Origin of the sequence: Tenacibaculum finnmarkense (assembly GCF_900239185.1) — a bacterium.
Taxonomy (GTDB): domain Bacteria; phylum Bacteroidota; class Bacteroidia; order Flavobacteriales; family Flavobacteriaceae; genus Polaribacter; species Polaribacter finnmarkensis.
The window spans coordinates 128,127-148,547 of the sequence record NZ_OENA01000053.1 but is presented as its reverse complement, the minus strand read 5'-3'; the positions used below and the strand labels follow the sequence as shown (position 1 = coordinate 148,547).

Here is a 20,421-nt window from a genome sequence, read left to right as displayed (position 1 = left end):
CACTCTTTCTATTTATTAAACAAAAAAAACCTCCATCAAGTAAATGATGGAGGTTTTGTGGGGAGAGCAGGATTCGAACCTGCGAAGTCGTAAGACAACGGAGTTACAGTCCGTCCCAGTTGGCCGCTTTGGTATCTCCCCAAAGCTAGAAAAAAAAATAAAAGCTTCCCTTATAAATATAAGAGAAGCTTTAGTGACCGGGCTGGGGCTCGAACCCAGGACCCTCTCCTTAAAAGGGAGATGCTCTACCAACTGAGCTACCAGGTCAATTATTGTTTTCTCCTTAGCGGTTGCAAATATAGAACCTATTTTCGGTTTTACAAAACTTTTTAGAGAAAAAAATCAATAAATTTAGTGCAAAAATCTGAATAAGCTCATTATCTGCATGTTAATTATCTATTATTTTTTACTATTTTTTTAAAAAAACAAAATAATCAAGAATATTCCGTTATAAAACTCAAAAAAATATTTGTGAATCTGTTTAAATTTCATCTAAAAAAGTTTTATTTCAGTTTTACAGCCTAATTTTTTCGTAGTTATTCCCTTTTTTTTAATGGCTCTTGTTAATTCGAGTCATTTTAATAACTAAAAGGAATTAAAATTGTATCGAGAATTTGATGCTAAAAAATTCTCGATATATTTTTTTTGAAGGAAAAAAATCACTCGAACTGACAGTTTTTTTTAATCAATCCTTGTCATAAAATAATACGAAATAAAATTTAAACAAATACTTCAAAAATTAGTGTTCAAATAAAGAAACAATATCCTCTTGAAGATTGATTCCTTTATTTTTATTATACCAAACCTGCAAAGATTCTTTAAATTCAGCATCTAAACCGCCATGCTCGGCTTTGTAATCAGCCACCATTTTAGTAGCCTTACTAGGTCTTGGACCCCAAGTTCCTACTACTTCGTTGTTTTTATCTAAAGCAATTAATTTAGGAATAGCCTTACCACCATTGGTTAAAAAAGCATTCATTAATGCTTCGTTTTCATCTCTTAAAACAATTTTTAAGTCAATAGCATCATTTATTTGGGCTATTTTATTAATAACAGGCAAGTTTTGAGCAGCGTCACCACACCAACCCTCTGTTAAAACCAACCAGGTTTGCGGCGCTTTAACTGCTGTTAATTTAGCAATTGTTTCTTCCGATATCTTTATGGTTTTGTCCAGGCGTTTCATGCGTTTATCGTTTAATAAACTATACTTTAATAAATCGTCCGATTGGTTATTTCCTGTTGATTTTTTAGCCACTAACAACGCTTTTACAAGTGTTCTATATGCGGTGTATGAAATGGCTTTTTCTAAACTATTTTCTATAATTTCTTTCATTTTGCTAGTAAATCTGTGTAACACAAAGATATTTCATAATAACGCTATTTAAAGCAACAAAAGTTACACTACTTAAAAAATGTATCTGTATTTTTTTTTGGAGCTATTTCCCGCTTTCCGCACTCGCTCTTTTTTGAAAAAAATCAAAAAAGGAGCTCAAACAATTGCTACAATCGGGGCTAAACAACCCAACCAAATTTAAAGCGTCAGTAATAAAAACCCGTTTTATAAATTAGCCATTATTTTAACACAAAATTCTCTATTACGAGTTGCTATTTTGCTACTTTTATCGTTTTAATTTTATTTTGATGAAATACCCTTTATATCTTTTAGTTTTTTTAGTTTTAATTGCTTCTTCTTGTAAAAAGGAAGCACCTCAACAACGTGTTGCTGTTAAAAAAACAGGCATGGATGGCAGTGTAAAGCATTTAAAATATGCCACGCTACATAAAGATGCTGCTAAAAATATAGAAAATTGGAAAGGATATGCCCTTGTAGAAAATTTTTTACAACAATTTAAAAATAGCACCCCAACAGCTGCTTTAAATAATGCTATCGAATTAAAAGAATTAACCAAGCAACTAAAAGACAGTTTAAAAATAAAAACGCTTCAAAAACCTGCTTTTAAAGCACGTATAAATGTTTTTGAAAATGAAGTTTTAAGACTTGCCGACATGACTTATATACCGGCAATTACCTCTAGAGAAATAAATATTCAAGTAGCTAAAATACACTTGCTTTTTGGAAGCATGAATACCAAAATAAATACCGTTTATACCAAACAACAATTCGATAAAGAAATAAACCTAGACAGTTTATTTAATTTTAAAGAGCGCTAAGCGCTTCGTAAATTAAATGAGGTTCAAAACCTCTGTATAGTACATAATCTAGAATTTTCTTTTTTCGTTTAAAAATATTTGTTTCGGTTACTAACTTGTTTTTTTTAGCAACTAAATTATAAAGTGTTGTAATATATTCTTCTTGATCAATTTCTTTTAAGGCTGTTTTTATATTATATGCTGATATATCTCTAAATTTTAATTCTCTTACAATTCTGTTTTTCCCCCATTTTTTAATGCGGAATTTTCCTCTTGCAAAACTTTTAGCAAAGCGTTCTTCATTTAAAAAATTATCTTGCATTAAGCTTAACAAAATTAATTCTCTAGCATCAGCAACAGTATTATACTCCTTTAATTTTGCTTCTACTTCTTTATGGCAACGATCTTGATAGACGCAATAATATTCTAGTTTTCGTTTTATTTCAGCTACCGTAAAAACACCTTTATTAGTATTATTTTTATCGTTCATAAGTTCAAAAATATAAAAAAGGGTTAAAAGCAACCTGCCTTTAACCCTTTTTTATCTATCAAAAAAAATTAGATCCTAAATTTAGAAAACACGATGTAACCACATCTTTAATTTAGTTACTAAATAAAACAATATCGGCACTACAATTAATGTTAAAAAAGTTGCCACAAATAGCCCGTAAATAACCGTCCAAGCTAAAGGACCCCAAAAAATAACATTATCACCACCAACATATATATTTGCATCAAATTCTGTCACCAAGGTAAAGAAATTAATATTTAAACCCGTTGCTAAAGGAATCAATCCTAAAATTGTGGTAATTGCCGTTAATAAAACTGGGCGTAAACGTGCCTTTCCTCCCTTTACAATAGCTTCGTTTAATACCGAAACCTCTAAAAAGTCGTCTTTACCTAAATTATATTGTGCTTTTTGCCTGTCTATTAATAACTGTGTATAATCTAACAATACTACACCGTTATTTACCACAATACCCGCTAAAGAAATAATTCCCATCATAGTCATCATAATTACAAATGATGATCCTGATGCTACAATTCCTCCAAATACTCCTATCAAACTTAAAAAGATAGCCAACATAATAATTGCTGGTTTTGAAATAGAATTAAATTGGAAAATTAGAATTAAGAAAATTAAGCCTAATCCAGAGAAAAATGCACCTATTAAAAAGGTCATTTGTTTGTTCTGCTCTTCAATTTGTCCTGTGTAATCAACATGTACTGTTTTAGGCAAACCTGTAAACGATTTCATTTCACTCTGAATTTCACTTACAATAGCAGCAGCATCCGTATAACCTGGCGCTAATGCCGAATATACCGTTGCTACACGCTTCACGTTTTTATGCTTAATAGCACTAAAACCTGATCTGTTACGTTGTTTTGCAACTGCTGAAATAGGAATAGACTTCACTTTTCCTGTTGACATATCTTTAAAGGTAACCGTTTGATTAAAAATAGCGCTTGAATTGTAGCGGTTATCTTTATTAAAACGAACATAAATATCATAATCTTCACCAGCCTCTTTATATACCCCAGCTTTGCTTCCAAAGATAGAATTACGCAGTTGTTTTCCTACTTGCGCTACACTCACTTTTAATTCACCTGCTTTTTTTCTATCAACATCAACCAATGTGGTTGGCTTCGATTTGTTTACGTCTATTTTTAATTCAGCAATACCAGGAATTGATTTGGTATTGATAAAATCACGCATTTTTTCAGCAGTAATAATTAATTCATCGTAATCTTCACCTTCTAATTCAATATTAATAGGATATCCTGCCGGCGGACCTACGGGGTCTTTTTCAACAGAAATAGACAGCCCAGGATAAATCCCTTCCAAAGCATCCGTTACCTTTTTCTTTAATACTTTACTATCTAAACCCTTACGGTATTTGTACTCACGCATAGAGGCAACTATTTTACCTCTATGTGGCATTTCGGCAGCCGAACCACCATCGGTTTGAGGATTTCCTGACCCCGCTCCTATTTGTGCTATAGAACTCTCTACCATAAAATTACGGTCGCCATCCATATACATATCTTCATTTAAAACCTTGGTCACTCGAGCTTCTAAACTTTTCATGATGGTATTGGTTTTTTCAATATCTGTTCCCTGCGGATATTCTACATATACCACAATTTGATTGGGCGTATTATCAGGAAAAAATTCAATTTTTGTTCGCTTACTTTTTACAGAAGCTCCAAAACCGATAAACGCTACAAAAAGTAAAATAATCGTTACAATTGTTATTCCGTAAGGACGCCATCCTTTTAAAGAAGCACGAATCATTTTTTCATAAAGACGTTCCCAAAGTGGAAGTATTTTATTTTGAAAACCATTTGCCATTGGGCGTAATACATATCTGTAAAGCCAAAAATTTACCGCAGTAAAAACCATTAAAGTTCCCAGCGGGCTTACAGCACCACCGAAAAGTAAAATCAAAATACCAATAACACCAATACTCGCGGTGATGATAATTAATTTTTTTAAGGGGATGTTTTTATCTTCAGTACTCATAAATTGAGAAACCATTACCGAATTAAAGAAAATAGCCACAAATAATGACGACCCTAATACAACCGATAAAGTAATTGGGAAATAAATCATGAACTGCCCCATAGTTCCTGGCCACATTCCTAAAGGAATAAACGCCGCTACCGTAGTTGCTGTTGATATAATAATAGGAAATGCAATTTCACCAATTCCTAATTTTGCCGCCTCTAAGCGGGTCATTCCTTCTTCATCCATTAAACGATACACGTTTTCAACCACTACAATACCGTTATCTACCAGCATTCCTAGCCCCATAATTAACCCGAAAAGAATCATGGTATTCATGGTGTAGCCCATTAAATGTAAAATCATTAACGACATAAACATTGACATCGGAATGGCAAAACCTACAAATAATGAATTTTTAAATCCTAAGAAAAACATTAAAACAAGTACCACTAACATCACTCCAAAAATGATATTATTTACCAAATCGTCTACCTGTCCAATTGTTTTTGACGATTGATCGTTCGCAATTGTTACCGTTAAATTACTTGGGAATATATTGGCTTTGGTATCTTTTACAATTTGCTGAATTTTTTCAGCAGCGGTAACCATATTTTGCCCTGCACGTTTTTTAACATCAAGCATTACCACCGGATCACCAAATTGACGAGCGTAGGTAGTTTTATCTTTATCTTTAAAGGTTATTTTAGCAATATCTTTTAAATAAATGGCATTTCCTTTTTCTGATTTTACCACAAAATTCTGTAATTCTTGAGGAGTTTCAATTTCCCCTAAAATACGCAAAGTTCTACGCTGTCCGCTGGCAATAATATTTCCTGCCGACATGGTTACATTTCCGCCCTGAATAGCTCTTAAAATATCATCAAAGCTAACCTTTGCAGCCATCATTTTATAAATATCAACAGCCACCTCAACTTCTTTATCTTCAGCACCTCGAATATCTGCTTTTTTTATTTCAGATAAATCTTCTATTTCATCTTGTAAAACCTCTGCAAATTCTTTTAATTGATGCACGGTATAATCGCCCGAAATATTAATATTTAAAATAGGTGTTTCTTCCGATATATTTAATTCAAAAACATTTGGCGCTACTTTAGCCCCGTTAAAAGTAGGCCAATCTTCACTTGAAACCTGCTCATCTATTTCATCTTTTACCTTTTGCTTTGCTTGTTCAATAGGTATTTCATCATTAAATTCAACAGTAATAATTGACACATCTTCCTGCGAGGTTGATGTTATTTTGGTCATATTACTAACCGTTTTTAATTTATCTTCTAAAGGATCGGTAATTAGTTTTTCTATATCTTCCGCTGTATTACCAGGATAAATAGAACTTACATAAATTTTAGTATCCTTTATTTCAGGAAAGTTTTCACGTGGCATATTTAAAAATGCCGAAATACCAGCATATAAAATAATTGCCATCATTATATAAATGGTGGTTTTATTATTAATAGCCCATGAAGACAGCCCAAATTCTTTATCTACGTGCTTTTTTTGCTCGCTCATTGTCTTTATTTTTTAGCGTTAACAGTAGTTACCTCTTCCGAAGATAAAATTTCTACTTGCTGCCCATCTTTTACACTTCGAGCACCTTCTTTAATAATTTTATCACCTTTACTAAGCCCTGCTAAAACCTCTATAACATCGCCCTGGGTTTTTCCGGTGGTAATAATAATTTGTTTTGCTATTCCTTGAACCTTACTTCCTTGCTTTAAAACATCGTTTACTACAAAAATATACTGTTCTCCTTTGGCATTTTCTGAAATAATACTTTGCGGAATTAAAATAGCATCAGGGTTTGTATAATCGTTAATTTTTAACTTAGCCGTTAAATTCGGCTTAATACTTTTGTCTTTATTATCAACCGCTATTTCAACTTTAAAAGTACGATTTGCAGGATTGATAAAATTACCCGCCTGACGAATTTCTGAAGTAATAGCCTTTCCTAAAACAGGAAACTCAACCAATACATTTTTACCTTTTTTAATTGATAAAATATAACTTTCAGGTACGGCTGTTTCAATATACATTTTAGAAAGATTTACAATTCTAAAAACTTCGGCACCAGCTCCTGGCGCTACCACCATTCCTTGCTCTTTAATTACATCATCAATAATACCCGAAAAAGGCGCTCTTATAACCGATTTACCTAATTTTTTTCTTAATTGGTTTACGGCATTTTTTTGAGCATCATACGTAGTTTTCGCTTGTAAAAACTGAATTTCTGAACCAATTTTCTGATTCCATAAACGCTCTTGACGCTCGTAAGTTGTTTTTGCCAAAACTGCCTGCACTTCTATTTGCGCTAACTGATCAGAAAGCCCTGCATCATCTATTTTAGCCAAAGCCTGTCCTTTTTTTACATACTGTCCTTCTTTTACATAAATTTGAACCAATTGCCCTGGCATTTCAGGATATATCAAAACATTTTGTGTTGTTTTAACAGCTCCTTGCAATTCTAAATAATGCTTAAAGTTGGTTTTATTAGCCGATACCACCGTAATTAAAGGCACTTTTTTTGAAGTATCTAAGGTTGCAATTTTAGTATCTAAGGCTTTAATTCCTTCGGATAAAACCTGAATTTGACTATTTAACTTGGTTTTCTTAGCACGAATTTTTACCAAATCGTTAGAAGCAATTACCGCCTCAACGGAATGTTTTTTACTCCCTGAACAGGATGCTAAAAATACTGTTATTGCTAGTAGTGAATATATTTTTTTCATTATCTTTTTTATTTTAAGGGTATATTTAATGCGTTTTCTAAGGCTGCCTTTTTAGTAATAACGTTTAACATTGACTGCACGTAGTTATTTTGTTGGCTGTATAATTGATTTTGTGCTTGCGATAAATCAAAACTTGAAGAAATTCCTTCAAAAAATTTAATTTGTTGCTTTTTTTCAATGCGTTCTGCCAATTTCATGTTTTTCATAGCAGATTCATAGTTTTCAATACTTAACTGATATTCACTTTTTGCCGATTGTGTTTGTAAATTTAATTGTTGCTTAATTTCTTCCAAACGGATATCAGCCGATTCTAATTCGATTTTTGCCTGTGCCGTTTTAGCAGATCTTCCTAAGCTACTAAATATTGGAATATTCAAATTAACCCCTAACATCGAAGAAGCAAACCATTTTTGATCTTCCTCTAAAAAAGTAAAAGAATTAGAGTTTGCTGCAAGCCCATAATTTAAAAAAGCACTCAAGCTAGGTAAGCCTTTACTTTGCTCTAAACGCATTAATAGGCGCTTACTTTCTCTACTATTTTCAGCAATTCTAAAATCGATATGCCCATTTAAATTAAATGTTTTTGATAGCAATGCTAAACTACTGCTATTAAGCATCAAACTATCTAAACTATCGGTTAATGTTAATTTTGTATTGATATCATTTCCTAAAGAAAGATTTAACATTTGATAGGCAATTTCCTTTAATCTAACAGCGTTTCTTAAACTATTTTGAACATTTCCTAAGGTGATTTCTAATTGCTCAACCTGCTCTTCTTCATTTAATCCGTTCTCATTAATTTTCTTTGCATCCTTGTAATTTTTTTCTAAAACCCTCGTGTTTTTTTCAAGAATTTCAATTAATCTTTCAGAAACAAGGATATTTCCATAAGCGTTTATAATTGCTTCTCTAGTTGCTAAAGCTGTTTTTTGCTTAGCTTGTTCTGATATTTTTAAATAGGTTTTTGCTGCCTGTAAACCTACCAAATACGAACCGTCAAAAATTAACTGGCTTAGCGTTGCCGTAGCATTCATGGTTTGTTTTTTACCAAAAATTAATTCTTCATCAATACCATCATTATTAAAATCTGTTAATAAAACCGCTTGTTTTAAATTATTTTGATACGCCACCTTTCCATCAATTTTAGGCAAACCGATAGTCGTTGTTTCCCATTTTCTTTTAATTGCTACCTTAATATCATTTTTAGCAATTTTATTGGCATAGCTATTTTTTATAGCATAATCAATAGCTTCTTGCATTGATAAATTAAGTTGTTTTTGCGCAAATAATGAACTTGTGCAAAAGCATATAAATACCGTGTATATGTATTTCCTCATTGTTTATTAAGTTTATAAATTTATAGTTTGTAGTTGTTTCGATAATTCGTCTAATCCTTTTTGAGTGGCAATTGCTCTAATATGATATTCTAAAATTTCATATTCGACTTTCATTACCTCCTGCATTTCGCTACCGTACATTTCTGTTTCAAAAACGCCAAAAATTAAGGTGAAATAAAAATTCACCATCAAATCTATCTTTAAATTTTCACGGTAAAACCCTTCTTTAATACCCTTTGTTAAATTGTCAATATTACAATCTCGAAATAAGCATACCTCACGATCCATTAATTTTGTGTACGTTTCAGGATAATATTTTTTAAGCTGAAACATTGGCGAAGTCTTGGCATTTTTAAACATTTCTTTAAAAATTGCCTTTACTGCAAATTCCTCTTCAATGGCATTATATCCTTTCTCTTTTATTTTTGTAATGGCATCGTTTATCGTGTTATGAACCGCTTCTGTACTAGCATCTACCAATTCTGTTTTCTTTGAAAAATATTTATACAGTGTTTTTTTTGAGATGCCAAGTTCACCTGAAATATCATCCATCGTAACGCTTTTAAAACCAAAGTTTAAAAACATTTCTCCCGCTTTATTTAAAATTTTATCTCTCATAATTATTTGCAAATGTACACAAGGAAACTTTAAAAACAATAAAAGTTTCCTTGGTTTTGTTGTTTTTTTAACATTACCTAACAATTAGAATTTTTGTTTATCTTATTTTTACAAAAAATTTAAGATTTGGACATACTACAATATCAGTCAGACTTTTTAGCTTACTTAGCTTCTAAAAAAACACTAAAAGAGCCTAAAAACCTTTATGAACCGATAGATTATATTCTTCAAATAGGCGGAAAAAGAATTCGCCCAATGCTAACACTTATGGCTTCCGATATTTTTTCTGGAGATTACAAAAAAGCCATGCCAGCCGCATTAGCCGTAGAAGTTTTTCATAATTTTACGCTAGTTCACGATGATATTATGGATGACGCACCTTTGCGCCGTGGACACGAAACGGTTCATGAAAAGTGGGATATTAACAGAGGGATTTTATCTGGCGATGCCATGTTGATTTTAGCCTATCAATATTTTGAAAACTACGAACCTATAATTTTTCAAAAATTAGCACAATTATTTAGTAAAACAGCCTTAGAAGTTTGCGACGGACAGCAATTAGATGTTGATTTTGAAACCAGAAACGACGTTACTATTGCTCAATATATTAAAATGATTACGTTAAAAACGTCGGTTTTAGTAGCAGCCGCCTTAAAAATGGGCGCTATTGTAGCCAATGCAAATGAAGAACAAGCCCAACATTTATATAACTACGGCTTACATTTAGGTGTTGCTTTTCAGTTACAAGATGATTATTTAGACACTTATGGCGACCCTGAAACTTTCGGAAAGCAAGTTGGTGGCGATATCATCGAAAACAAGAAAACCTACCTCTATTTAAAAGCTTTTGAAGTAGCAAATACGGATGATAAAGAAAAATTAACCACGCTTTACAACAATAAACAAGAAAATAAACAAGAAAATATTCAAGCAAAAATAGCGACGGTTTCTGCGATTTTCACCAAAAACAACATCCCCGAATACACACATCAACTTATTGAATACTATACAAATAAGTCGTTTGAAAGCTTGGCACATTTAAACATTAGCGATACCGCAAAAAGTGGACTTCGTTTGTTTGCTGAAAATTTAATGAGCAGAAAAGTTTAAAAAAGCTTTTTTATTTAAAAAAAGTTCTTATTTTTGCAACCCTAAAACGGTCTTATAGCTCAGTTGGTTAGAGCACCTGACTCATAATCAGGTGGTCCCAGGTTCGAGTCCTGGTGGGACCACGTTTAAACCTCATAATCTTAATTGATTATGAGGTTTTTTCTTGTTTTGAAGCTATTTCCCGCTTTCCGCACTCGCTCTTTTTGTTTAAAAAAACAAAAAGGAGCTCAAACAATTGCTTCAATCGGGGCTAGAAATTTATCGTTATCCTACAATAAAATTATTTTAATATGATATTTATTACATTATAAATAATATATTTACCGGTAAAAAAACTATGAAATTACTACTATCTGTAATAGGTATTGCTTGTTTATTATCCTTTAAAACACTTGAAAATCATCAAACATTTAAAAATACTTTAGACTGTAAGTATAATCAATGTCAAGCAACCGCAAAAAGCACAGGAAATCAATGTAAACACTGTGTATCGAATTCAGGAGATTCTTTTTGTTATCAACACGATTAAAAGTTGCTAAAACTGACAAAAAACACATCAAAAAATGTAGTGAAATCAGAAATAAAATTGCGCTGACTAATAGAAGAACCAAAATAAAAAAACTATCAGTTCGAGTGATTTTAAACCTTCTTATAATTTTATAAAAAATGAAAATTCACCAATTACTATTTTATTGCTTTTTTCTAATTTCAATTTCATCTTGTAAACCAGACGTAGAGAAATCAAATACCAACAAATCTGCTGAAACTATTCGTGGTAGAATTTCATGCCCTACGGATTATTCTCGTGAAAATTACGATACATCGTCTTGGAAATTTTTCCTTCAAAACTTAAAATTACTGCCAGATAAATCAAAAATTTTAGACTTTACAGGAAACCCTATTTCGAATCAATCAAGCCATGTTGCTATTATTAATTACGATGTCGGAAACAGAGATTTACAGCAATGTGCCGATGCAATAATTCGACTTAGAGCAGAATATTTGTATGAGCAAAAAGCATTTGATAAAATCGAATTTAAGTTCACAAGCGGACACAATTACAAATGGACAGACCACGCAAAAGGAATTAGACCAAAAGTGCAAGGAAACAGCGTAACTTTTCAACAAACTACAAACGCAGATGCTAGTTATTCTAATTTCAGACACTATCTTGATATTGTTTTTATGTACGCAGGAACAATTTCTTTAAATAGAGATTTGAAAAAAATATCCCGAAATAAAAACTTAGAAATTGGGGATATTATCATAAAAGGAGGAAGCCCTGGGCATGCGGTTTTAATTGTCGATAGCGCACACGATGCGAACGGAAATTACTTGTATTTACTTGCGGAAAGTTATATTTCTGCGCAATCGATACATATTTTAAAGAGTAGCAATAGCGAATCATCACCATGGTTTAAAATAAATAAACAAGGAGCAATTTCATCTGAAAGATATTATTTTAGTAACCCAAATATTAGACGATTTTATTAATTAGAAAATACATAAATTATAAACATCAATAAACCCTGTAAGCATTCTGTTTACAGGGTTTTTATTTACAGATATCAATTTAAACGATCAAAACTGTTATTTATGAAGCTTTCATTTATTCAAAAACAGCTAAAATACGCTTTATTGTATCTTCAATATTTTTAGCAATTAACGCAATAAATACTTTTTTATTATTTTCTGTTTGCGCTACTTCTAAAGCATTATAATACGCTAATCTACTTTTGTCATCTCCTTTTAAAATAGCAATCGGATAGCCGTTTTGTAATAAAATTAAATTCATTAACAAGCGTGAAGTTCTACCATTACCATCAATAAAAGGATGTATGGTTACTAATCGTTCGTGTATTTCTGCCGATAATTCAACAGGATGTAAAACGTCTTTACTTTTAGCGTACCATAATAGTAAACCTTCCATCTTTTCCGCAATTAAAAATGGCTGTGGTGGCATGTGTTTTGCACCACTTATAATTACAGGTACTTTTCTATAAACCCCTGCATTTGGCTTGTCTATTGCTTGTAATATTAAACTATGAATTTGTAAAATATCTCTTTCAGAAATAGTATTTTTAGATTTTGCCAAGCCTTTAATATACTCTATTGCTTGGCTATGATTGATTACTTCTAAGTGTTCGGTCATTGTTTTACCTCCAACCGTTAAGCCTTTTTCAATAACCAAAGCTGTTTCTTGAAGCGTTAAAGTATTTCCTTCTATTTTATTACTTTCGTACGTATATTCAATTTCTAAAGCCCTTGTAACCTTCGGATGTTCGTTTTTACGATATTCATTTAAACGGTCTTTTAAAATATCTAATTCGGCATATTTGTTCATTATAATTTATTTCTTAATATTAGAGCCTGTATAAATTTGTAAATATATATTTTATAAAACAAGACCTCACAGGTTTTAAAAACCTGTGAGGTCTATAAGAGTTTGTTTAAATTTCATTTTGATATAAATAATCCTCAAAAACCCTATTTCAACTGCGTTAAACGCGCTACATATTTACCGATTACATCAAATTCTAGGTTTACCTCTGTGCCTATTTTGAAGTTTTTAAAATTCGTATGTTCTAAAGTATAAGGTATAATTGCTACGCTAAATTCATCTTTTTTTGAATTTACAACGGTTAAACTTACCCCGTTTATAGTAATCGAACCTTTTTCAATAGTAATCGCACTTGGGTCAAAATTATAAGAAAAAGTAAACACCGTACTTCCGTTTTCATCTTTTATCGCCTTGCAAACCCCTGTTTTATCAACATGCCCTTGCACGATATGACCGTCTAAACGAGCGCCCAATTTCATGGCTCTTTCTAAATTAATTTGATCGGCAACCGCTAAACTACCAATCGTGGTTTTATCAAGCGTTTCTTTAATTGCCGTAACCGTATATTCATTGTTATCAATAGCAACAACGGTTAAACACACCCCATTATGTGCCACGCTTTGGTCAATTTTTAATTCATTAGTTATATCACTTAAAATAGTCAGCTGTAAATTCTCTTTATCACGCACGACTCTTTTTACAATTCCAAGAGTTTCAATTATTCCTGTAAACATTCTCTAAATTTTTAGTTACTTTTGTTTGTACCAAAAATACAACTTTACACACAGAAACACGCACGAAAAATAACTATGGATAGTAATACAAGCAAAATTATTGTTGGAATTTCAGTTGGAGATACAAACGGAATTGGTATTGAAATTATTTTAAAAACTTTTGAAGACAAGCGCATGCTTGATTTTTGTACGCCCGTTATATTCGCCTCTAATCGATTGGTTTCTTATCATAAGAAAAACCTAAAACTAAACAACAATATTTTTAGTATCAATTCACTTGATAAAATTGCTGATAATAAAATTAATTTAATGAACTCTTGGACAGAAGATGTTAAAATTGAATTGGGTAAATTAACAGAAATTGGCGGAAAGTTTGCATACAAATCATTAGAAACCGCTACCAATGCTTTAAAAGATAACCATATTGATGTGTTACTTACCGCACCTATAAGTAAAGAAAATATTCAATCAGAAACATTTAATTTCCCTGGGCATACCGAATATTTAGAAGATAAATTAGACGGAAAAAGCCTCATGATTTTAATTGCCGACAAATTAAGGGTTGGTTTAATTACCGGGCATATTCCTATTTCAAAAGTAGCACAAAGCATTACGCCTGAATTAATTAAGGCGAAAGTAGCAATTATGCACGCATCATTAAAGCAAGATTTTGGCATTACCAAACCAAAAATTGCTATTTTAGGGCTAAATCCTCATTGTGGCGATAACGGAATTATTGGCGGAGAAGACAATGAAATTGTACGCCCAACAATTGCCGAAATTAAGGAAACAGGCAAATTGGTTTTCGGACCTTATGCTGCCGATGGTTTTTTCGGATCTGAAACTTACACGCAGTTTGACGGTGTTTTAGCCATGTATCATGACCAAGGATTGGCGCCTTTTAAAGCCTTATCATTCGGAAATGGCGTAAATTTTACCGCTGGGCTAAACAAAATAAGAACCTCACCCGACCACGGAACAGGTTTTGACATTGCCGGTAAAAACAAAGCAAACCCTGCTTCTTTCAAAGAAGCTTTATTCACCTCATTACAAATATTTAAGAGCAGAAAAGAATATACCGAACTAACAAAAAACGTTTTAAAAGTAAAATAGTTTTTTTTTAAAAGTAAAATATAAATTTATAAACATTTTTTATATCTTTGCAAGCTCAAATTGATTAATATAAATGAAAGACTTAAAAAATTTCGATATCCCTTTTGTAGGTTTGAAAGAAGGAAGTCATTTGTTTACCTATCAAATTGACAAAAAGTTCTTTGAAGCATTTCAGTTTGATGAATTTGACGACGCAAACATTATTGCTACCCTTAATTTTGTAAAAAAAAGTACATTTTTTGAACTTTCTTTTGCAATAAAAGGTACCGTAAACGTACCTTGTGATAGTACTGGTGAGCCATTTGATTTAAAAATTGATGGTGGTTTAGATTTAGTTGTTCAATTTGGAGATGAATACAATGATGAACACGATGAAATTTTGATACTTCCACATGAAAGATATCAATTAAACGTAGCGCAGTATGTTTATGAATCAATCGTATTATCAGTTCCTAACAGAAGAGTACATCCTGATGTTTTAAATGGAACAATGGAATCTGAAGCTTTTCAAAGGCTTAATAAATTAAAAATAAAAGACGAAAAAATTGTTGAAGAGGTTTCAACAGACCCAAGATGGGATAAATTAAAGGACTTACTAACAGATAAATAAAACATAATGGCACATCCTAAGAGAAAAATATCGAAAACTAGAAGAGATAAAAGAAGAACTCATTATAAAGCTTCTGTACCTCAAATAGCTGTTGATCCTACAACTGGAGAAGCTCATTTATACCACAGAGCTCACTGGCATGAAGGAAAATTATATTATAGAGGTCAAGTTGTGTTAGAAAGCGCAACTGCTGAGGCTTAAAAAATAGTTTTTACAAAATAAAAAAACCCTCTTTTTGAGGGTTTTTTTGTGTTTTTAATTAAAAATTATTATTTTTTGATGTTCCATCCTTTAAAAGCTGATATATTTTTCATTACTTTTGAAAACTGATTTTACCACTAAACAAACAATTATGACTAAAATAACTGCAGCGATTTCCGCAGTAGGAAAATTTGTTCCTGAATACGCCTTAACTAATAAGGAGCTAGAGACAATGGTAGATACAAATGATGAATGGATCACTAGCAGAACAGGTATCAAAGAAAGAAGAATATTAAAAAAAGAAGAAGGAGAAGGTACTTCATACATGGCTATTAAAGCTGCTGAAGACTTGCTTCAAAAATCTAATATCGACCCGAAAGAGATTGATTTGGTTATTGTAGCTACTGCAACTCCAGACATGCTAGTTGCCTCAACAGCAACTTATACAGCAACTCAAATAGGGGCTGTAAATGCTTTTTCTTACGATTTGCAAGCTGCATGTTCGAGTTTTTTATTCGGAATGTCAACAGCGGCTAGTTATATAGAAAGCGGGCGTTACAAAAAAGTATTATTAATCGGTGCCGATAAAATGTCGTCAGTAATTGATTATACCGACAGAGCAACCTGTATTATTTTTGGTGATGGTGCTGGTGCGGTATTGTTTGAGCCAAATACAGAAGGTTTAGGCTTACAAGATGAGTATTTAAGAAGTGATGGAATTGGTAGAGATTTCTTAAAAATTCAGGCAGGAGGTTCTCTTTTACCTGCATCAGAAGAAACACTTAAAAACGGACAACATTTTATAACCCAAGAAGGTAGAACTGTATTTAAATATGCGGTTTCTAACATGGCTGATGTTTCTGAAAAAATTCTAACAAGAAATAACCTTTCAAAAGATGATGTCGATTGGTTGGTACCACACCAAGCAAATAACAGAATTATTGAAGCAACTGCAAATAGAGTTGGTTTAGAGCCTGAAAAAGTAATGGTAAACATCCATAAATATGGAAATACCACTTCAGCAACCTTACCTTTATTGCTTGCTGACTATGAAAAAGATTTGAAAAAAGGAAATAATTTAATTTTTGCTGCATTTGGTGGAGGCTTCACATGGGGTTCTATCTATTTAAAATGGGCATACAATTCATAAAAAACCAAACAACTAAATATTAGGAATATGGATATTAAAGAAATTCAAAACCTTATTAAATTTGTAGCAAAGTCAGGTGCAAGTGAAGTAAAGTTAGAAATGGAAGATATTAAAATCACCATTAAAACTGGAAGCGAAACTCCTGAAACTACAATTATTCAAACAGCTGCTCCAATGGGTGTAGCGCCTCAAATGATGGCACAAGCTCCTGTAGCAGCGGCATCAACTGAAGCTGTTACTACCGAAAAAGACGATAAATATATTACCATAAAGTCTCCAATTATTGGAACTTTTTATAGAAAACCATCGCCAGATAAACCAAATTTTGCTGAAGTAGGTACCGATGTAAAAATAGGTGACACAGTTTGTGTTATTGAAGCAATGAAATTATTTAACGAAATTGAATCTGAAATTTCAGGTAAAATCGTTAAAGTATTAGTAGATGATGCTACTCCTGTAGAATTTGATCAACCATTATTTTTAGTAGATCCATCTTAATTTACATATAACTCCAAATAAAACAAGTACTTACTTCTTTTATTTGGAGTTTTAAAATTTTTAGAACCTATGTTTAAAAAGATATTAATTGCCAATAGAGGTGAAATTGCACTACGTGTAATTAGAACCTGTAAAGAAATGGGCATAAAAACTGTTGCTGTTTATTCAAAAGCAGATGCAGAAAGTTTACATGTAAAATTTGCTGATGAAGCAGTTTGTATTGGACCAGCCGCAAGTAGCGAATCTTATTTAAAAATGGATCGTATTATTGCTGCTGCCGAAATTACCAATGCAGATGCCATTCACCCTGGTTATGGTTTTTTATCGGAAAATGCTAAATTTTCTAAATTATGTGAAGAACATGATCTAAAATTTATTGGTGCTTCTCCTGAAATGATTAACCGTATGGGAGATAAAGCAAATGCAAAATCTACCATGATATCAGCTGGTGTACCTTGTGTACCAGGAAGTGAAGGTGTTATCGAAACTTTTGAAGATTGTATCGAAACAGCCATAGCAACTGGTTATCCTGTAATGTTAAAAGCATCTGCAGGTGGTGGTGGTAAAGGAATGCGTGCTGTATGGAAAGCGGAAGATTTAAAAGACGCGTGGGATTCTGCTCGTCAAGAATCAAAAGCGGCATTTGGTAATGATGATATGTATATGGAAAAGCTTATTGAAGAGCCTCGCCATATTGAAATTCAAATTATTGGAGATTCTTACGGAAAAGCATGTCATTTATCAGAAAGAGATTGCTCGGTACAACGTCGTCATCAAAAATTAACCGAAGAAACTCCTTCGCCGTTTATGACCGATGAATTACGTACTAAAATGGGGGATGCAGCCGTAAAAGCTGCCGAATTTATTAAGTATGAAGGTGCTGGAACTGTTGAGTTTTTAGTCGATAAACATCGTAATTTCTTCTTTATGGAGATGAATACTCGTATTCAGGTAGAGCACCCAATTACCGAAGAAGTTGTTGATTACGATTTAATTCGTGAGCAAATTTTAGTTGCCGCAGGTGTGCCAATTTCAGGAAAAAATTACTTCCCAAAATTACACGCTATTGAATGTAGAATTAATGCAGAAGACCCTTTTAATGGTTTTAGACCTGCACCAGGAAAAATAACCTCATACCATGCACCAGGAGGTCATGGAGTTCGTATTGATACGCACGTATATGCTGGTTATATGATTCCGCCAAACTACGATTCAATGATTTCAAAATTAATTGTAACCGCACAAACTCGTGAAGAAGCAATTAACAAAATGAAGCGTGCCTTAGATGAATATATTATTGAAGGGATTAAAACAACCATTCCTTTTCACAGACAATTAATGGATCATCCAGATTATATTGCGGGTAATTATACCACCAAGTTTATGGAAGATTTTGAAATGAAAGTAGAATAAATTTTCAATTTATATAAAAAAAATCAGTGATTAAACCCACTGATTTTTTTATTTCCTAAATTTGCGTTATGAATTTTATTTATAACCTATTACTTTTTAAAGTATCAATACTACTTCGCTTTATAGCCTTATTCAATAAAAAAATAAAACTTTTTGTTGATGGACGAAAACAAACATTTTCGAAATTAGAAAATATCAAAAAAACCGATAAAGTTATTTGGTTTCATGCCGCTTCATTGGGCGAATTTGAACAAGGAAGACCTATTATTGAAGCCTTAAAAGAACGCTATAAAAACCATAAAATAGTCGTTACTTTTTTCTCTCCTTCAGGCTATGAAATCAGAAAAAATTATCCTCTAGCCGATGTCGTTTGTTATTTACCTTTCGATACAAAATCGAATGTTCAAAAATTTATTGCTAAAATACATCCCGAAATAGCCATTATTATCAAATACGAATTCTGGCCAAATCTTTTATCCGAAGTAAAAAAACAAGGAATTAATACCATTTTAATTTCAGGAATTTTCAGAAAAAAACAATCATTTTTTAAATGGTATGGTGGTTTTATGCGTAATAAATTAAAAGCTTTTAATCATTTTTATGTTCAAAATGAAGCCTCTAAAAAACTACTTTCTAGCATTGGTTTTCAAAACACAACTATTGCTGGCGATACCCGTTTTGATAGAGTTCACGATATTTTAAAACAAGATAATTCGCTTGATTTTATCAATGAATTTAAAAACAACAGCTATACCGTAGTTGCAGGAAGTACTTGGAAAGAAGATGAAAACCTATTCGTAAATTACATAAATAATCACGCTTCAGCCGATGAAAAATTTATCATCGCACCGCATAACATCAATCAAAAACAAATAAAGGAACTTCAAAAATCTATCAATAAAAAAACAATTTTATATTCTGAAAAAGAAGGTCAAAATTTATCAGAAAATCAAGTTTTTATTATTGATACCATTGGTTTGTTAACCAAAATTTATTCCTATGCCGATGTAGCTTACGTAGGCGGAGGCTTAGCCACAGGACTTCATAACATACTCGAACCCGCAACTTTTGGAGTGCCAATCGTTTTTGGAGCCAACAAATACAAAAAATTTCAAGAAGCTACTGATTTATTAAAACTAGGCAGTGTTACAATTGTTACAAATAATGAGGATTTTTCTAGTAATTTTACAACTTTAAAAGCAAACGCTAATTTGAGAGCAAAAATGGGCAGTAAAAACTATCATTATATTAAAAACAATATTGGCGCGACTAAAATTATCATGAACTATATAAAAAACACCTTATAATGGATATTATTTTACAACCTTGGGCATGGTATGTTGCTGGTCCTTTAATTGCCTTTGTACTTTTCTTATTTTTTTACTTCGGAAAAAGCTTTGGCGTATCGACTAACTTAGAAACCATGTGTACCATTGCGGGCGCAGGAAAAGTTTCTGATTATTTCAAAAAAGACTGGAAACAACGCGATTGGGCACTTACTTTTTTAATCGGATTAATTATTGGTGGTTTTATCGCTATTAATTATTTATCGGCAACAAAAACGATTCAATTAAACCCAAAAACAGTACAAGAATTGGCTAATTTAGGCTTTGCAAACGCAGGAAATTCTTTTGTTCCTCCTGAAATTTTCAGCATCGAAAATATGCTAACTTTTAAAGGATTTTCACTATTATTAATTGCAGGAATTTTAATTGGTTTCGGAACTAGGTATGCTGGCGGATGTACATCTGGGCATGCAATTACAGGCTTAAGTAGTTTGCAATTACCTTCTTTAATTGCCGTAATCGGTTTTTTTATTGGAGGTTTACTAATGACATGGGTCTTTTTCCCATTAATTTTTGGGCTTTAATTTTTAGAACTTTAATTTTTGA

20 protein-coding genes and 3 tRNA genes are annotated in these 20,421 nt (G+C 32.2%); 13 read left to right on the top strand and 10 right to left on the bottom strand.

Going from position 1 to position 20,421, the window contains the following annotated elements; genetic code table 11:
- Positions 1-58: 58 nt before the first annotated feature.
- The 3 genes from AQ1689_RS06540 to AQ1689_RS06530 all read right to left on the bottom strand — a co-directional run bounded on the left by AQ1689_RS06540 (position 59) and on the right by AQ1689_RS06530 (position 1,333).
- Positions 59-141 (bottom strand) — tRNA-Tyr (locus AQ1689_RS06540).
- 53 nt (positions 142-194) lie between these two features.
- Positions 195-267 (bottom strand) — tRNA-Lys (locus AQ1689_RS06535).
- A 472-nt stretch (positions 268-739) separates the two neighbouring features.
- Entirely contained in the window at positions 740-1,333 is a 594-nt protein-coding gene (locus tag AQ1689_RS06530) for a thioredoxin family protein (RefSeq protein ID WP_101914934.1), read from the bottom strand.
- A gap of 308 nt (positions 1,334-1,641) precedes the next feature.
- Between AQ1689_RS06530 and AQ1689_RS06525 the strand changes: the two genes are divergently transcribed.
- Complete coding sequence (locus tag AQ1689_RS06525; protein ID WP_101955562.1) at positions 1,642-2,172, top strand: hypothetical protein; 531 nt, start codon at positions 1,642-1,644, stop codon at positions 2,170-2,172.
- Here the strand turns inward: AQ1689_RS06525 and AQ1689_RS06520 are convergent.
- The 5 genes from AQ1689_RS06520 to AQ1689_RS06500 form a co-directional block, all read right to left on the bottom strand.
- On the bottom strand, positions 2,159-2,641 hold the full coding sequence (locus tag AQ1689_RS06520) for a regulatory protein RecX (RefSeq protein ID WP_101914936.1): 483 nt from the start codon (positions 2,639-2,641) through the stop codon (positions 2,159-2,161). The two genes, AQ1689_RS06525 and AQ1689_RS06520, sit on opposite strands and share 14 nt — an antisense overlap.
- Before the next feature lie 81 nt (positions 2,642-2,722).
- On the bottom strand, positions 2,723-6,187 hold the full coding sequence (locus AQ1689_RS06515) for an efflux RND transporter permease subunit (protein ID WP_101914937.1): 3,465 nt from the start codon (positions 6,185-6,187) through the stop codon (positions 2,723-2,725).
- 5 nt (positions 6,188-6,192) lie between these two features.
- Positions 6,193-7,404, bottom strand: a complete 1,212-nt coding sequence (locus AQ1689_RS06510; RefSeq protein ID WP_101955561.1) for an efflux RND transporter periplasmic adaptor subunit — start codon at positions 7,402-7,404, stop codon at positions 6,193-6,195.
- 8 nt (positions 7,405-7,412) lie between these two features.
- Positions 7,413-8,663, bottom strand: coding sequence for a TolC family protein (locus tag AQ1689_RS06505; RefSeq protein WP_232122513.1), 1,251 nt, complete (start codon positions 8,661-8,663; stop codon positions 7,413-7,415).
- 90 nt (positions 8,664-8,753) lie between these two features.
- Positions 8,754-9,359 (bottom strand): TetR/AcrR family transcriptional regulator, encoded by a 606-nt coding sequence (locus AQ1689_RS06500; RefSeq protein ID WP_101914952.1) that lies wholly within the window; start codon positions 9,357-9,359, stop codon positions 8,754-8,756.
- Positions 9,360-9,485: 126 nt separating this feature from the next.
- Here AQ1689_RS06500 and AQ1689_RS06495 point away from each other — a divergent pair, with 126 nt between their 5' ends.
- The 4 genes from AQ1689_RS06495 (at position 9,486) to AQ1689_RS06480 (ending at position 11,963) form a co-directional block, all read left to right on the top strand.
- Positions 9,486-10,469 (top strand): polyprenyl synthetase family protein, encoded by a 984-nt coding sequence (locus AQ1689_RS06495; RefSeq protein WP_101914940.1) that lies wholly within the window; start codon positions 9,486-9,488, stop codon positions 10,467-10,469.
- Positions 10,470-10,517: 48 nt separating this feature from the next.
- Positions 10,518-10,591, top strand: a tRNA-Ile gene (locus tag AQ1689_RS06490).
- A 215-nt stretch (positions 10,592-10,806) separates the two neighbouring features.
- Entirely contained in the window at positions 10,807-10,998 is a 192-nt protein-coding gene (locus AQ1689_RS06485) for a hypothetical protein (protein WP_101915922.1), read from the top strand.
- Between the two features lie 137 nt (positions 10,999-11,135).
- Positions 11,136-11,963, top strand: a complete 828-nt coding sequence (locus tag AQ1689_RS06480; RefSeq protein WP_101955559.1) for a DUF4846 domain-containing protein — start codon at positions 11,136-11,138, stop codon at positions 11,961-11,963.
- A 115-nt stretch (positions 11,964-12,078) separates the two neighbouring features.
- Here AQ1689_RS06480 and AQ1689_RS06475 read toward each other — a convergent pair whose 3' ends face one another.
- Together AQ1689_RS06475 and AQ1689_RS06470 are read right to left on the bottom strand one after the other, a co-directional pair.
- The gene (locus AQ1689_RS06475) at positions 12,079-12,813 is read right to left on the bottom strand and encodes a Fic family protein (RefSeq protein WP_180947545.1); all 735 of its coding nucleotides are present in this window, start codon (positions 12,811-12,813) and stop codon (positions 12,079-12,081) included.
- Positions 12,814-12,956: 143 nt separating this feature from the next.
- Positions 12,957-13,544 (bottom strand): riboflavin synthase, encoded by a 588-nt coding sequence (locus AQ1689_RS06470; RefSeq protein WP_101955557.1) that lies wholly within the window; start codon positions 13,542-13,544, stop codon positions 12,957-12,959.
- Positions 13,545-13,619: 75 nt separating this feature from the next.
- Between AQ1689_RS06470 and pdxA the strand changes: the two genes are divergently transcribed.
- From pdxA to AQ1689_RS06430, 8 genes are all read left to right on the top strand, one after another.
- Positions 13,620-14,657 (top strand): 4-hydroxythreonine-4-phosphate dehydrogenase PdxA, encoded by a 1,038-nt coding sequence (pdxA, locus tag AQ1689_RS06465; RefSeq protein WP_101915172.1) that lies wholly within the window; start codon positions 13,620-13,622, stop codon positions 14,655-14,657.
- A 73-nt stretch (positions 14,658-14,730) separates the two neighbouring features.
- A complete protein-coding gene (locus tag AQ1689_RS06460; protein WP_101915173.1) occupies positions 14,731-15,267 on the top strand; it encodes a YceD family protein in 537 nt (178 codons plus the stop codon).
- 6 nt (positions 15,268-15,273) lie between these two features.
- The gene (gene rpmF, locus AQ1689_RS06455) at positions 15,274-15,468 is read left to right on the top strand and encodes a 50S ribosomal protein L32 (RefSeq protein WP_028892219.1); all 195 of its coding nucleotides are present in this window, start codon (positions 15,274-15,276) and stop codon (positions 15,466-15,468) included.
- Between the two features lie 151 nt (positions 15,469-15,619).
- Positions 15,620-16,618: a beta-ketoacyl-ACP synthase III gene (locus AQ1689_RS06450; RefSeq protein WP_101915174.1), complete on the top strand. Its 999-nt coding sequence runs from the start codon at positions 15,620-15,622 to the stop codon at positions 16,616-16,618.
- 27 nt (positions 16,619-16,645) lie between these two features.
- Positions 16,646-17,116, top strand: coding sequence for an acetyl-CoA carboxylase biotin carboxyl carrier protein (gene accB / locus AQ1689_RS06445; RefSeq protein WP_101955556.1), 471 nt, complete (start codon positions 16,646-16,648; stop codon positions 17,114-17,116).
- 69 nt (positions 17,117-17,185) lie between these two features.
- Positions 17,186-18,529: an acetyl-CoA carboxylase biotin carboxylase subunit gene (gene accC, locus AQ1689_RS06440; protein ID WP_101915176.1), complete on the top strand. Its 1,344-nt coding sequence runs from the start codon at positions 17,186-17,188 to the stop codon at positions 18,527-18,529.
- A 68-nt stretch (positions 18,530-18,597) separates the two neighbouring features.
- Positions 18,598-19,836, top strand: coding sequence for a 3-deoxy-D-manno-octulosonic acid transferase (locus AQ1689_RS06435; RefSeq protein ID WP_101955555.1), 1,239 nt, complete (start codon positions 18,598-18,600; stop codon positions 19,834-19,836).
- The gene (locus AQ1689_RS06430; RefSeq protein ID WP_101906934.1) at positions 19,836-20,399 is read left to right on the top strand and encodes a YeeE/YedE family protein; all 564 of its coding nucleotides are present in this window, start codon (positions 19,836-19,838) and stop codon (positions 20,397-20,399) included. The genes AQ1689_RS06435 and AQ1689_RS06430 overlap by 1 nt, the downstream gene beginning before the upstream one ends.
- Positions 20,400-20,421 lie beyond the last annotated feature (22 nt).